This window comes from Rhizobium sophoriradicis, from assembly GCF_025200795.1.
In the GTDB taxonomy this organism is placed as follows: Bacteria; Pseudomonadota; Alphaproteobacteria; order Rhizobiales; family Rhizobiaceae; genus Rhizobium; species Rhizobium sophoriradicis.
In genome coordinates this window covers 417376-431769 of record NZ_CP104152.1, presented here as the reverse complement: position 1 = coordinate 431769, position 14394 = coordinate 417376, and the positions used below count along the sequence as shown (strand labels likewise).

Here is a 14394-nt window from a genome sequence, read left to right as displayed (position 1 = left end):
AGGCCGCGTCTCAGTCCTGGCGCGGCGACAGCCAGCGGTGGATGGCAAGCCGGGCGAGGAGGATGAAGCAAATGGCGAGGCTTGCGAATTTCAGCCGCGTCATCCAAGGCAGCAGCTCTGCTGCCAGACTTGCAGATCCACCGTCGCCGAAGGCGATCATGCTTGAGATATTCTCGCCGTAGTCGGCAAGGCCGTAGAGGAACGGCAGCAGGTAGACCGCGCGGCCGACGAGCGGATGCAGCGATCGCCCGAACCAGGCGCCGACGGGCCCGAGCCTGAGGAAGGCGAGGAACAGCAGCGCCGTCAACAATGCCGGAAAGACCAGCTCCGGCCCGAAATACATGGCGCTGAGCAGTCTCGCCGCCGTCTCGTTCTCGTCGAGCAGCGTCTGCATGTGGAAGACGGCCGACTCGTCGTAACCGGCGAAATAGGTATCGAGCACCGCCTGGCCGGTTTCATGCTTGAAGGGGACGACGAAGCCGAAGGTCGTCCAGGCGAGCACGGCCAGGCAAAGAGCGGCGAGCAGCGCGATGATCCAGAGCGGAATCCCGCTGCCCGTCTTCATGATCAGAGACCGGCGCCCGGATAGTTCGGGCTTTCCCGGGTGATCGTCACGTCATGCGCATGGCTTTCGCGAAGACCGGCGCCGGAGATGCGCACGAAGGTCGCCCGCTCCTGGAAATCCTTCAGGTCCTTGCCGCCGACATAACCCATGGCCGCCTTGAGGCCGCCGGCGAGCTGGTGGACGACGGCCGAGACTGGGCCCTTATAGGGAACCTGGCCCTCGATGCCCTCAGGCACGAGTTTCAGCGTGTCGCGCACCTCAGCCTGGAAATAGCGGTCGGCCGAGCCGCGGGCCATGGCCCCGACGGAGCCCATACCGCGATAGGCCTTGAAGGAACGGCCCTGGTAGAGATAGACCTCGCCCGGGCTCTCATCGGTGCCGGCGAGCAGCGAGCCGATCATAACGGCGGAAGCGCCGGCGGCGATCGCCTTGGCAAGATCGCCGGAGAATTTGATGCCGCCATCGGCGATGACGGGCACATCCTGATCCTGTGCGGCCTGCACGGCCGACATGATGGCGGCGAGCTGCGGAACGCCAACGCCGGCGACGATGCGGGTCGTGCAGATCGAACCCGGGCCGATACCGACCTTGACGGCATCGGCGCCCGCATCGATCAGCGCTCTGGTGCCGTCATAAGTGGCGACGTTGCCGGCCATGATCCTGATCGAGTTGGACAGTTTCTTGACCCGGGTGACGGCATCCAGCACGCGCTGCGAGTGGCCATGGGCGGTATCGACGACCAAGAGGTCAACGCCGGCCTCGATCAGCCGCTCGGCGCGCTCGAAGCCGTCATCGCCGACGCTGATGGCGGCGGCGGCGCGAAGCCGGCCCTGCGCATCCTTGGAGGCGTTCGGGTTCAGCTGCGACTTCTCGATATCCTTGACGGTGATCAGACCGACACAGCGGCCTTCGGTATCGACGACCAGCAGCTTTTCGATGCGGTGCGAGTGAAGCAGGCGCTTGGCCTCCTGCTGATCGACGTTTTCCTTGACGGTGACCAGATTGTCCTTGGTCATCAGCTCGTGGATCTTCTGCTCCGGATCGGAGGCGAAGCGAACGTCGCGGTTGGTGAGGATGCCGACGAGGCGGCCTGACTTCTCAACGACCGGGATGCCGGAGATGCCGTGCGACTTCATCAGGCCGAGCGCCTCGGCAAGCTTTGCGTCCGGCCCGATGGTGACCGGATTGACGACCATGCCGCTTTCGAACTTCTTCACCTGGCGGACTTCTTCCGCCTGCTCGACCGGCGTCAGGTTACGGTGGATGACGCCGAGGCCGCCGGCCTGGGCCATGGCGATCGCCAGCCGGCTTTCGGTGACGGTATCCATGGCCGATGAGAGGATCGGGATGTTGAGGTCGAAGTCGCGGGCGATGCGGGTCGCGATGTTCGTCTGGCCGGGCATAACCTCGGAATGGCCGGGCTGCAGCAGCACGTCGTCGAAGGTGAGCGCGTCCGCGCCGGTTGCCGTTTCTATGATGCGGGCCATGGCCAAATTCCTTCAGTTAAGAGAAATGCAACCCGTCCCGGAAACGAATCGTCCGCCCCGGCGGTGTGCATGAGTTGCTTGGAAGTTGGCGAGGGCTGGTAACACGTCTATGACAGGAAGGAAATAGCAAAAAGCCCGGCATATTCGCCGGGCTCGTCATGGGTGCCATGCACGAAGAGCAATTCCGGGAAAACGGAACCGTTTGCGATCAGATATCGAACTGATAGGTCTTCGGCACGAAGCGATAGCCGCCGTCCTGCCTCTCGGCGAAACCGACCGCCGGGAACGGCATGTGATAGCCGAGGAAGGCGATCTTCTCGGCGGCGATCATGTCGAAAACCTTGCGGCGGGCGGCGGCCGCCTGCGCCTTGTCCATGTCGAAGCGCACCTCCCAATCCGGCCGCAGCAGCGACAGGATGTAGTGGTTGGCCGTATCGCCGGTCAGTACCAGGCGCTTTCCTTCCGATTCGACGTGGAACACCATGTGCCCAGGGCTGTGGCCGGCTGCCAGCATCGCGGTCATGCCCGGCGCGACGCTGGCGCCGTCCTTGAGGAAGGTGGCTTTTTCGGCAAGCGGCGCCACATTGGCGAGCACCACCTTGTGGCCGCCCTCGGCCGGTGTGCCCTCGCGCGCGGTGTTCGACCAGAAATCATATTCGGCCTCACCGATGACATAGCGGGCATTCTTGAAGGCGGGCGCGCCGTCTTCCATCAGCCCGCCGATGTGATCGCCGTGCAGATGGGTCAGAGCCACCAGGGTCACGTCCTCGGGTGAATATCCCGCCACCTTCAGGCCCTCGGCGAGCTTCCCAAGTCCGCGGGCGCGGCCACCCGCGCCAAAGCCGGTGTCGACGAGAATGAGATCGGAACCGGTGTCGATAAGAACAGGCGCATAGCCGTTCAGGAGCTTGTCGGCCGGCAGGAAGTTTGCAGTCAGCAGCGCCTGGACGGTTTCGGGATCCTGATTGGTGCCGTAGGTCTCGTAAGGCTTTTCGGAAATGTTGATTCCGTCCCTGACGACGGTGAACTTATAGGAACCGAGCTTGAACTGATTGATTTCGGGTAAAGGCGTTATATCGATACGTCTGCTTGCTCCAGTGACGGCCGCTTCGGCCTTCTCTCTCAAAATTGTCGGCGCCGCCAGCAGGCCGAGGCTTGCGGCAAAAAGCGTGCGCCGTGTCATTTGCGTTGAAATTGCCATATATCCATCCCCCATGACGCGTGCTTTGTCGCTGCGCGGCCGATGATACCCGCCGGATTTCTTGCCCCGGCAGCGTAGACATAGGTCAATCTTGATAGCGGACCTTGTCGGACAAGCCGTCTCACGCAGACGTGAACCAAACGTGTCGGCGAAATCGATTGAGGGATTGGCAGGCCCGCCAGGCAGGACTAAACAACACTGGCCTTTCCCGCCCTGATCTCGCGCCCTCAAGGCTCCCGCCTATGAACCGCATCGTCCCGCTGATCCTCGCCGTCGCTCTCTTCATGGAACAGATGGATTCAACCGTGATCTCGACGGCGCTGCCGGCGATCGCCGCAGACCTCCATGTCGGGCCGATCACGCTGAAGCTGGCGCTGACCTCCTATATGGTGGCGCTTGCGGTGTTCATTCCGGTCAGCGGCTGGATGGCCGACAGGTTCGGCGCCAAGAAGATCTTTCGCCTCGCCATATCAGTCTTCGTCATCGGCTCGATCTTCTGCGCCATCTCCTCCAACCTCGTCGAATTCGTCTTTGCCCGCTTCCTGCAGGGCATGGGCGGCGCGATGATGACGCCGGTCGGCCGTCTCGTGCTGGTGCGCACGACACAGCGAAGCGATCTCGTCTCGGCCATGGCGTTGCTCACCATCCCGGCGCTTGTCGGCCCGCTCACCGGCCCGCCGCTCGGCGGCTTCATCACCACCTATTTCAGCTGGCACTGGATCTTCCTGATCAACGTGCCGGTCGGCATCATCGGCATCTGGCTGGCGACGATCTTCCTGCCGGAGGTGGAGGCGACAGCGCCGCCGAAACTCGATTTCGCCGGTTTCGTGCTGACCTCGCTTTCGGCCGCGGGCGTCGTCTTCGGCCTGTCGGTGGTCAGCCTGCCGGCCCTGCCGCCGATCATCGGCATCAGTGCGACCTTGATCGGGCTTGCCTGCGGCGTCCTCTATATCCGCCATGCAAAGCGCCACCCGGCGCCGATCCTCAACCTCAACCTTTTCAAGAATCCGACGTTCCGGGCCTCGACCACCGGGGGCAACCTCTTTCGCATCTGCGTCGGCGCCATGCCGTTCCTCACGCCGCTGATGCTGCAACTCGGCTTCGGGCTGACGCCGTTCCAATCGGGCCTCATCACCTTCGCCGGGGCGATCGGCGCGATCACCACCAAGTTCATGGCAAAGCGGGTTTTCGCGGCGACCGGCTTCCGCACGACGCTGATCGGCGCTGCCCTGGTGACGACTGTCGTCACCGTCATCACCGGCCTGTTCACGCCGGCAACGCCGCATCTCGTCATCATCGGCGTGCTGCTCATCGGCGGCTTCTCCCGCTCCTTCATGTTCACCGGCGTCAATGCGCTTGCCTTTGCCGATATCGACGATGCGCAAGCGAGCCAGGCGACCTCGATGAGCTCGGTGATGCAGCAGATCAGCCTGGCGCTCGGCGTCGCGCTCGCAGCCGCGATCCTGGAAAGCTCGATCTATATTAGAGGCGAAGAGCTGCAGGTCGCCGATTTCCACCTCGCCTTCTACATCATCGCTGGACTGACAGTGATTGCGACCATCCCCTTCATCCGCATGGACCGCAATGCCGGCGCGCTCGTTTCCGGCCACCGCTCAAAGCGTGTGGCGGCATCTGCGATCGAGGCCGAGCAGCAAGCCGTGAAATAAGCTTTCTATTCAGGGCTCTCGCAGACGGCAGAGAGCTTGTTGCCGTCGAGATCGCGGACATAGGCGGCATAAAAATGGGCATGGTAGGGGCGCAGACCCGGCCCGCCTTCATCGGCAGCACCTGCTGCGATTGCCGCCGCATGGAAGGCATCGACGGCTGCCCGCGTTTCGGCCGTGAACGCGACCATGGCGCCATTGCCCGCGCTCGCCCGGCGGCGATTGAAGGGCGTCACCACCCAGAAGCGGCAGCGCGTATCGCCGTCGGCGGAATAGCCGATCTCCTCCTGCGAATAATGCTGGCGGCGATAGCCGAGCACAGGCAGAACGGCATCATAAAAATGCCCTGCGCGATCAAGGTCGTTGGTTCCGAGCGTGACGTAAAGTAGCATGGGATCGTCATCATCGGCCTGGATCGGCCGGAGATCAAGCTTCCTCTGCTTGACCTTCCGCCTTGCGGCCTTTGAAGCCCTTGGCCAGCAAAAACATCTCAACCGATTCGGCGCGCGACGAGTTCGGCTTGACGTGGACGACCTGGCGGAAATTCTGCTTCAGCAGGGTGAGCAGATCGCGCTCGGTGCCGCCCTGGAAGGTCTTGGTGAGGAAATGCCCGCCCTCCCCCAGCACCTCGATGGCGAAATGGGCCGCGACTTCACACAGATGCATCGTGCGCAGGTGGTCGGTGCGGTGATGGCCGGTGGTCGGCGCCGCCATATCGGAGATGACGAGATCGGGCGTGCCGCCGACGGCCTCCATCAGCTTTTCCGGCGCACTCGGATCAAGGAAATCGAGCTGCAGGATCTTGACGCCGGGAAGCTGGGCCATTTCCAGGAAATCGATCGCGGCCACGCGGACATCCTCATCGGTCGAGCCGGTGACCTTGGCGGCGATCTGCGACCAGCTGCCGGGCGCCGCACCGAGATCGATGATCCGCTTGGCGCCGCGCAGGATGTGGTATTTCTCGTCGATCTCCAACAGCTTGAAGGCGGCGCGGGCGCGATAGCCCTCGAGCTGGGCGCGCTGCACATAGGGATCGTTGATGTGGCGCTGCAGCCACTGGCGGGAGGAGGCCTTCATCTTCTTGTTCTTGACGCGCTGGCCGAGCTTGCGGCCGGTGCGATTTCCCGCGATCGGTGCCTTGGTCATGCCCTTCCCCTCATTTCGCACGCTGGCCGCGGCGATTGCGATTGCGCCGCCACACGCCGTCATCAGCCATCATGTCGGTGAGCAGGCCTTCCCTCAAGCCGCGATCGGCAACGCGCATGCGCGGGCTCGGCCAGCGGCGGCGGATCGCCTCGAGGATGGCGCAGCCGGCGAGCACCAGATCGGCCCGGTCCGGTCCGATGCAGGGATTGGCCGCGCGGCTGTCGAAATCCCAGGAGAGAAGTTTTGCCTGCATGGCGGAGACCTCGTCGTCCGACAGCCAGATGCCGTCGACCTTGCGCCGGTCATAACGCGGCAGGTCGAGATGGACGCCGGCAAGCGTCGTCACCGTGCCCGACGTGCCGATCAGGTGGAAATCTCCGGTCTGGACAATTTCGATCTCGGGGCAATCGAAGCTCCCGAGCATGCCTTCGACCTCGCGCACCATGCCTTCGAAAAGCTCCGGCGTGACATCGCGCCCGCCGTGACGCTCCGACAGCGTCACGACGCCGACCGGCAGTGACGTCCAATGGGTGATGTGATTGGCAAGCCGGCTGAAGCGATTGTCGCCGATGCGGATGACGGCGATCTCCGACGAACCGCCGCCGATATCGAAGAGCACGACGGAACGTGTCTCGCGGCCGACCAGCGAAGAGCAGCCGGAGACGGCAAGCCGCGCTTCGGTTTCCCGATCGATGATTTCGAGCTCGAGGCCGGTTTCGGCAACGACGCGGCCGAGGAATTCCTCGCCATTGACCGCTTGGCGGCAGGCTTCGGTGGCGATCAGCCGCATGCGGCGGATCTCCCGGCTCCTGAGCTTGGAGGCGCAGACCCTCAGCGCCTCGATCGCCCTTTCCATCGCCTCGTCAGACAGACGGCCGCTCGCCGCAAGGCCCTCGCCGAGGCGCACGATACGGGAAAAGGCATCGACGACGCGGAACTGGCCCGGACGGGTCGGCTGGGCAATGAGCAGACGGCAATTGTTGGTGCCGAGATCGAGCGCCGCATAAAGCTCTTCCGGCCAGGCATATTCGCCGGGCTGGCGATCCGACTGGCGCGCGTGGCTCTCCGGGCGGCCCTTGCGGCCGGCGCCGGCGCCGTTCTGGATGTCGCGCGGGACGGCGGCACGCGCCGTCTCTTCAACCCGGTTTTCCTGCGGCTGAATATGGGAAGGCTTTGCCGATGTCAGCGGCCGCCCCTGCAGGCCACGCTTGCCGCGATGCTTGCGGCGATTGCGCCGGCTCGACGGCGAATCGCCGCCGTCCCGGGCGGCATTGGCTGCGACGCCCGTCTGTTCCATCGGCTGAGATTGAGGTGCGCCCTCCTGCAAGGCGCCATGGCCGCCACGACGGCGGCGCTTTCGCTTGCGGGCCGGATTGCCGGCTGCATCTTCCATCGGGCGCGCCGGCTGTCCGGCACCGCCGGCAAGCTCATGCGAAGCGGGATGGGCCGCATTGCGGGATTGACCGCCACGCTTGCCCTTGCGGCGCCTGGACTTCTTGCCGTCCTTGCGCCCTGCCGCCGACGCCCCGTCAAATTGCGGCTTCACGCCGCCTTCGGGGTCTTCCACGTTGATTTTCCACCGCGCCGCGCAACTCCCTGAGGTATGCAGCAGGCGCTCGTTCGATTTTTGCGTTGCCGCAAGAATATCAGCGCCCGCCAAAATCACCAAATTCTTTTTTGGCAAAGGGATTTGCGGAATAGTTTCGGCCCTGGCCGAGACGACCGATTTTTTTCAAAACAGGTATTTGCAATCGGCGGGCTTTTGTTTATAAGCGCCGCACACCAGCCGAACCGCCCGCCGGTTCGCCCTTGCTGGGGAATAGTTCAATGGTAGAACAGCGGACTCTGACTCCGTCGATCTTGGTTCGAATCCAGGTTCCCCAGCCAATTCTCCCTAATTGATGAGACGACAGCCGTCGATGTGGATGCCTGACCTGCTGCTTGTCAAAGCAGCGAACAGTTGCCGCGATTCCGGGCCGTGATCGTGCGCTTCGATCAACAGCTCCGCTCAGTGGAAAACGTCAGACCAGCGCCGCGTCCGATGCTGACGGCACGCCGACGTCGCCGAGCCGACGGATAGGCGACGCAATCGTTATCGATGAGAGTCTAAACGGCTGGATCGCTACTGGCGCACCGCGGCGCCGTTGCCTTCGACCTGCAGAAACCATTCATACACGGCGCGAACCCCCTCCCCCAGCGAGATGCGCGGCTTCCAGCCCATGTTCTTCAGCTTGTCGTTGCTCATGAGCTTGCGCGGTGTACCGTCCGGCTTGGAGAGGTCGTGGGTGATTTTTCCTTCATAACCGACAACGCGGCAAACCAGCTGGGCGAGTTCGAGGATTTCGATATCCTCTCCCGATCCGACATTGACGTGCTCAGCGCCCGAATAATTCTTCAACAGGAAAACGAGCGCATCCGCACAATCGTCGACGTGAAGAAATTCCCGCCGGGGCGTTCCGGTTCCCCAGATGGTAATTTCGGAAGCCCCCGTCGCCTTTGCGAGGTGGGCTTTGTGAATCAGCGCCGGCAGAACGTGACTGGACTGCAGATCGAAATTGTCGCCCGGACCATAAAGATTGGTGGGCATGGCAGAAATATAATCGCGCCCGTGCTGCTTGCGGTAGGCTTCGGCCAGCTTGATCCCGGCGATCTTGGCGATTGCATACCATTCGTTGGTCGGCTCGAGCGGGCCGGTCAGAAGCGCGTCTTCAGAAATCGGCTGCGGCGCAAATTTGGGGTAAATGCAACTTGAACCCAGGAACAGAAGCCTGTCGACGCCGCAGCTGTGTGCGGCTTCGAAGATATTAGCCTCGATGATCAGGTTATCGTAGAGAAAATCGGCCGGAAGGGTGTCGTTCGCAAGAATCCCGCCAACCTTCGCGGCCGCGAGGATGATCGCATCCGGTCTGTTCGTCTGGACGAATCTTTCGACCTCGTCCTGCCGCTTCAGATCGAGCTCCTGCCGCGTTGCCGTAACGACAGTGCAATTTTCTGAGTGGAGCCTGCGCATAAGGGCGCTGCCCACCATGCCCCGATGGCCGGCCACCCAGATTTTCTTGTTGGACAAGTCGGACACTCAGCGCTCTTTCCTGAAGTTTTGAGTCTTCCAGTGCTTGATATCTTCACGCACCATTTCGGCAGCGAGGTCGCGAACCGGCGTTTTATGGTGCCAGCCGAGTTTCTGACGCGCCTTGGTCGGATCACCCAGCAAAAGGTCGACTTCAGTCGGGCGAAAATACCGGGGATCGATTTCGACAAGGCATCGACCGGAGGCGGCATCATAGCCCTTCTCGTCGACGCCGGACCCCTTCCATTCCAGGGTGATGCCGACATCGGCAAAGGCCCATTCGACAAACTGGCGCACGCTGGTCGTCTCACCCGTCGCCAAGACGTAGTCCTCCGGCTTGTCCTGCTGCAGCATCAGCCACATGCCTTCGACATATTCACGCGCGTGACCCCAGTCGCGCTTGGCGTCGAGATTACCCAGGAAGAGCTTATCCTGAAGACCGACATGGATGGCAGCCACCGCCATCGTGATCTTGCGGGTAACGAAGGTTTCGCCGCGAAGCGGGCTTTCATGGTTGAACAGAATGCCGTTCGACGCATGCATACCGTAAGCCTCGCGATAATTCACGACGATCCAATAGGCATAGAGCTTGGCAGCGGCATAGGGGGAGCGCGGATAAAACGGCGTCTTCTCGCTCTGCGGCACTTGCTGAACAAGGCCGTAAAGCTCCGATGTCGACGCCTGGTAGAATCGGGTCTTGTGCTCAAGACCGAGGATGCGGATCGCCTCAAGAAGCCTCAGGGTCCCAATGCCATCGGCGTCTGCCGTATATTCAGGCGTTTCAAAGCTGACGCCAACATGGCTCTGTGCGGCAAGGTTGTAGATTTCGTCAGGCTGCGTCTGCTGCACGATCCGCAGGAGATTGGTCGAGTCGATCATATCGCCATAGTGGAGGATGAAGCGCGGATGAGCCTCATGCGGATCCTGATAGATGTGCTCGATCCGGCCGGTGTTGAAAGACGAGGATCGCCGCTTGATGCCATGCACCGTATAGCCCTTGCTCAAAAGCAATTCGGCCAAATAGGCACCATCCTGACCAGTTACCCCAGTAATAAGCGCAGTTTTCGTCATTTTTCACGTCGTCTTTCGATGCAATCTTCGGGATGTGTTTATGGAAATGACCGAACGAGTGCAACCCCCATGTAACTGCGGCCAGGCCGGAGAAATCAACATCGTCGATCTCCTCGGTTGACGCGAGACTGCGACAATGAGACTAAACTCTTTCCCTCGCGCTCCGCCAGCCTGAATCCAGCATCAGCGGCAGGTAAGGCAATAGGCACTAAGCTACCTACTTCTGATAGACAAGTCGGTGCGGAAGACCTTGATTTCCGATTATTTCAGTTGCGCTCGTTGCAGAAAGCGACAAGAAGGTGGTTGTCTGTTGATCTGCGAGACGCTGGTAAGCAATGCCTGAAAATTCTCCCTCTGAGACATCGCGCTCCGGATGGTTGTTGGTGCCGATGCAAGCGCTCGTCGCCCCTTTGCTGGCGATGCCGCGGGTTGCAAAACGCGCTCTGGCTTTGCTGGTGGATTCCAGCTTTTGTGTTCTGACCATCTGGTTGGCCTATTGCTTCCGGCTCAATGAATTGACGGTTTTGACCGGCGTGCAGTGGCTGCCGGTGTTCGTTTCGCTGTGCATGGCGCTGCCCATCTTCATCGTCATGGGCATGTATCGGGCGATTTTCCGTTATGCCAATCTGGCCGCGTTCATTACCGTTCTGAAGGCGATTGCCATCTACGGCTTCGCCTTCATGACGATTTTTACCGCTCTCAGCGTCCCGGGCGTTCCGAGAACCGTCGGCATTCTCCAGCCCTTCCTGCTGTTGATCGGGATCGGGCTGTCGCGGCTGGGTATCCGCTATTGGCTCGGAGATGCCTACCAGCGTATCCTTCACCAGAATATGCTTGCCAAGGTGCTGATCTACGGGGCAGGCAAGGCCGGGCGGCAACTGGCAGCTGCCCTGACGAACAGTGCCGAGCTTAATGTCGTCGGCTATCTGGATGATGATCCACGCCTCAAGGGCGGCGTCATGGGCGGCTTGCCGATCTATGATCCCTCGGATCTTCCGGTGCTTGCCGAAGCGCTCGGCGTGCACAATGTGCTTCTTGCTCTCCCGTCCGCATCCCGGCAGCGTCGCAGCGAAATCCTGGAGCATATCCGCAAGGCCAGGGTGAATGTTCGGACATTGCCGGATCTCACGGCGCTTGCTCAGGGCCGTATCGCGGTTTCCGACATTCGTGAGCTGGAGATCGAAGACCTGCTGGGCAGGGAGGCGGTGGCGCCGCGGCAGGATTTGCTCGACAAGGCAATGCGCAAAAAGGTGGTGATGGTGACAGGCGCCGGCGGTTCCATCGGCGGTGAACTCTGTCGCCAGATTCTGCGCAATGCGCCTTCGACCCTTATCCTCATCGATCAGAACGAGTTTTCGCTTTATAATATTCACGCCGAATTGCTAAAGCTGGCCGAACTTTACCAGCAGGAAAGCCTGCAGATCGTTCCGATCCTTTGTTCCGTCCGCGACCATGACCGCATGGAACATATTATGCAGAGCTGGCGGCCTCAGACGCTCTATCATGCCGCCGCTTACAAGCATGTGCCTCTCGTCGAACATAATGCCGTGGAGGGCATCAAGAACAACGTCATGGGGACGCTGATCACCGCGCGCGCGGCGAACAAATGCGGCGTCTTGAATTTTGTGCTGATCAGCACCGACAAAGCCGTGCGTCCGACGAATGTGATGGGCGCCAGCAAGAGGCTGGCGGAGATGGTTCTGCAAGCGCTTGCCGCAGAACCGGCCGTTGACAGAGTGCGCACGAATTTCTCCATGGTCCGCTTCGGAAACGTGCTCGGTTCCTCCGGATCCGTCGTGCCGCTGTTCCGGCAGCAGATCAAGGAAGGCGGGCCGGTTACCCTGACGCACCCGAAAATAACCCGCTACTTCATGACCATTTCGGAGGCCTCGCAACTGGTCATTCAGGCGGGCGCCATGGCCGAGGGCGGGGATGTTTTCCTGCTCGACATGGGCGAGCCCGTCCGCATCGCAGACCTCGCCCGCAAGATGGTCGAGCTTTCGGGATTGACCGTCCGCGACGAGGATAATCCCGAAGGGGACATCGAGCTTTCCGTTACCGGCCTGAGGCCCGGAGAGAAGCTTTATGAAGAATTGTTGATCGGGGATAACCCTGAGACAACCGAACATCCCCGGATTATGAAGGCACGCGAGGATTTCCTGTTCTGGCCGGAGCTTTCCAAGAAGCTCAGCTCGCTCAATGCGGCATTGGATCGGAACGATATGATCGCTGCCCGTGCGACCTTAGCTGAGCTCGTTTCCGGCTACTCGTCGACGGGCGAGGTCTCGGATCTGGCTTTGGTCGGCGTAGAAACCAATACGGCGGCGTGAACGTGGCTGCAGCGTCCGTAAAATCACCGCGACGAGGCAGGCGAAGATCTGCATAGCCGTGCGGTTAACGGGGGCATCGTGATAGGCCCAGGTTGCGGTCTTTTGATGATTGACATTGAAGGTCCGATAGGATTGAAGCGTCATTAGGCTCCGAGCTGTTATGAAATTCTTTGCTAAATTTGAGCCTATGACGAATTCTGAAAGCTGCGGTCATGGAACAAAGATCATTTGACGAGGAAATTAATCTATTCTCTATTGTTTCCTTTCTAAGACGTGGCATGGCCATCATTATTGTGTGCTGCTTCATTGGAGTTGCACTAGCAGGCATTTTCCTCTGGCGTAGCCAACCTTACTATCAAGCTTCCGCACAACTGGTGCTTGCAAGCGCATCAGCTCCGACACAGCTCGACCCTGATGCCGTCGCTCTTGTGGAGCCTCGTGAACATGTTACTTTTCGTCTGCGATCTCCATCAGCTTTCGATCAGCAGACCGTCTCCGCGTGCTCCGACGGCGGCCCGGTAACCGCCGAACAGATTTCGCAAAACGTGAGGGTGACGGCACCATCAGTTCCCAGTGACGTCATCGAAATTTCCTTTACCGCCCCAGCCGCTGAATTGGCGCGGCAGTGCGTCGCCGCGATCGTGCGGGGGGTTCAAGAACAGCAGACGTTGGTTGCGTCCACCGGCTCGGAACATCTGAAATCTAAAATCAGGTCACTGCAGGATCAACTCGTGGAAAATTCGAAGCTCCTGAAGGAGGCGCAGGATTCCGGATGGCAGCAGGCAATATATCTCGCGACACGCGACGATGCGATCGCATTGCGTAAGGACATTGCCGACTTGACGGGTAAACTTGAATTGAGCAAATCTGCAACTCTGCTTTCCCCAATCTACGCTCCCGCAAATGCCGCCTCTCCGACCAAGATAACTATTCTGACTGCAGGTCTCTTTGTCGGGTTCGTTATCGGACTTCTAATCAACCTCCTTAAAAGCGCATACCTCATTCAGCGAAATCGCCGTAGCCGGTCGAACGGCTAATGCGTTAGCGCACCTTGAGCAAGGCCGCACGAATTACCTGCATGCCCCGCGATACAAGCTTCTTAGAGAAGAAATTTACTGGGCTGGCTCTCAACCCGTGAGTTTCAAGCGCAAGTAGAATTTCTTTGTTTTGCTGCAGGATATTCTTCCAGCTGCGATTTGTCGTGCCGCCCATTCGCATCTTCACCATAATGCCGGGCAGGTATTTCGACTTGATACGGTGGCGTTCTAGAAAGCGCATCATTAATTCTACATCAGCAGCAATCCTATAACAGAGGTCAAACGACCCAAGGCGCTTGTAGACCTCGCGCCGAACAAAGAAGGTTGGATGAGGCGGGCACCAGCCCTTTTCGAAAGCCCGAGGTACAAAAGGCGAAGAGCGCCAGTCGCGCACGATCGTTGAGGTATCATCTTGCCGAACATAGCAGAGATCCCCGTAACATGCTTCCAAGGCCGGATCCCGGAACGCCTCCGCGACCTTTGCTAGAGCGCCCGGCATGTAAAAGTCGTCGCCATTGATGAAGCCGATAACATCGCCGGTCGCAAGACTTATTCCTTTATTCATGGCATCATAGATGCCGAAGTCCTCTTCGGAAACTAGGCGCGTAATAACCTCGCGACGTTCGTTGATCCGATCAAGCGTGCGGTCCTTTGAGAGTCCGTCGACGACGATATACTCCATATTTGGATAGTTTTGAGCGCGAACGGATTCGATCGTCTCAGCGATCGTGGCTTCGTTGTTGAAGACAACGGTGATGATTGAAATTTTCGGTTCGCGCATTCACACTTACTTTCATAGCTGGTGGGTAGAGGCGAGGCCCCCGGC

General features: G+C 60.3%; 12 protein-coding genes and 1 tRNA gene. 4 read left to right on the top strand and 9 right to left on the bottom strand.

The features are described 5' to 3' along the window. Window positions 1-10: 10 nt before the first annotated feature. The 3 genes from N2597_RS02060 to N2597_RS02050 form a co-directional block, all read right to left on the bottom strand. Entirely contained in the window at window positions 11-565 is a 555-nt protein-coding gene (locus tag N2597_RS02060) for a hypothetical protein (RefSeq protein WP_183597403.1), read from the bottom strand. Between the two features lie 2 nt (window positions 566-567). Then, window positions 568-2052 carry an IMP dehydrogenase gene (gene guaB, locus N2597_RS02055; protein ID WP_038687056.1) on the bottom strand — a complete coding sequence of 495 codons (1485 nt, stop codon included), beginning with the start codon at window positions 2050-2052 and terminating at the stop codon, window positions 568-570. Between the two features lie 208 nt (window positions 2053-2260). Beyond that, window positions 2261-3253, bottom strand: a complete 993-nt coding sequence (locus tag N2597_RS02050; RefSeq protein ID WP_183597405.1) for an MBL fold metallo-hydrolase — start codon at window positions 3251-3253, stop codon at window positions 2261-2263. 242 nt (window positions 3254-3495) lie between these two features. Here N2597_RS02050 and N2597_RS02045 point away from each other — a divergent pair, with 242 nt between their 5' ends. Beyond that, window positions 3496-4920: a DHA2 family efflux MFS transporter permease subunit gene (locus tag N2597_RS02045; RefSeq protein ID WP_183597407.1), complete on the top strand. Its 1425-nt coding sequence runs from the start codon at window positions 3496-3498 to the stop codon at window positions 4918-4920. A 5-nt stretch (window positions 4921-4925) separates the two neighbouring features. Here the strand turns inward: N2597_RS02045 and N2597_RS02040 are convergent, their stop codons facing one another. From N2597_RS02040 to N2597_RS02030, 3 genes are read right to left on the bottom strand one after another with little or no spacing between them, the layout of a single operon-like run. After that, window positions 4926-5309: a VOC family protein gene (locus tag N2597_RS02040; RefSeq protein WP_183597409.1), complete on the bottom strand. Its 384-nt coding sequence runs from the start codon at window positions 5307-5309 to the stop codon at window positions 4926-4928. A gap of 34 nt (window positions 5310-5343) precedes the next feature. Next, window positions 5344-6063 (bottom strand): RlmE family RNA methyltransferase, encoded by a 720-nt coding sequence (locus tag N2597_RS02035; protein ID WP_039618056.1) that lies wholly within the window; start codon window positions 6061-6063, stop codon window positions 5344-5346. 10 nt (window positions 6064-6073) lie between these two features. After that, window positions 6074-7630, bottom strand: a complete 1557-nt coding sequence (locus N2597_RS02030) for a Ppx/GppA phosphatase family protein (protein WP_183597411.1) — start codon at window positions 7628-7630, stop codon at window positions 6074-6076. A 246-nt stretch (window positions 7631-7876) separates the two neighbouring features. Between N2597_RS02030 and N2597_RS02025 the strand changes: the two genes are divergently transcribed. Further along, window positions 7877-7950: transfer RNA gene (locus tag N2597_RS02025), tRNA-Gln, on the top strand. A gap of 235 nt (window positions 7951-8185) precedes the next feature. Here the strand turns inward: N2597_RS02025 and fcl are convergent. Next, window positions 8186-9139: a GDP-L-fucose synthase gene (gene fcl, locus N2597_RS02020; protein WP_341356219.1), complete on the bottom strand. Its 954-nt coding sequence runs from the start codon at window positions 9137-9139 to the stop codon at window positions 8186-8188. Next, window positions 9140-10201 carry a GDP-mannose 4,6-dehydratase gene (gmd, locus tag N2597_RS02015; RefSeq protein ID WP_183597413.1) on the bottom strand — a complete coding sequence of 354 codons (1062 nt, stop codon included), beginning with the start codon at window positions 10199-10201 and terminating at the stop codon, window positions 9140-9142. A gap of 335 nt (window positions 10202-10536) precedes the next feature. Between gmd and N2597_RS02010 the strand changes: the two genes are divergently transcribed. Further along, window positions 10537-12531: a polysaccharide biosynthesis protein gene (locus tag N2597_RS02010; protein ID WP_183597415.1), complete on the top strand. Its 1995-nt coding sequence runs from the start codon at window positions 10537-10539 to the stop codon at window positions 12529-12531. A gap of 212 nt (window positions 12532-12743) precedes the next feature. Then, on the top strand, window positions 12744-13568 hold the full coding sequence (locus tag N2597_RS02005) for a Wzz/FepE/Etk N-terminal domain-containing protein (RefSeq protein ID WP_183597417.1): 825 nt from the start codon (window positions 12744-12746) through the stop codon (window positions 13566-13568). A gap of 4 nt (window positions 13569-13572) precedes the next feature. Here N2597_RS02005 and N2597_RS02000 read toward each other — a convergent pair whose 3' ends face one another. Further along, the gene (locus tag N2597_RS02000; protein ID WP_039618044.1) at window positions 13573-14349 is read right to left on the bottom strand and encodes a glycosyltransferase family 2 protein; all 777 of its coding nucleotides are present in this window, start codon (window positions 14347-14349) and stop codon (window positions 13573-13575) included. Between the last annotated feature and the right edge of the window lie 45 nt (window positions 14350-14394).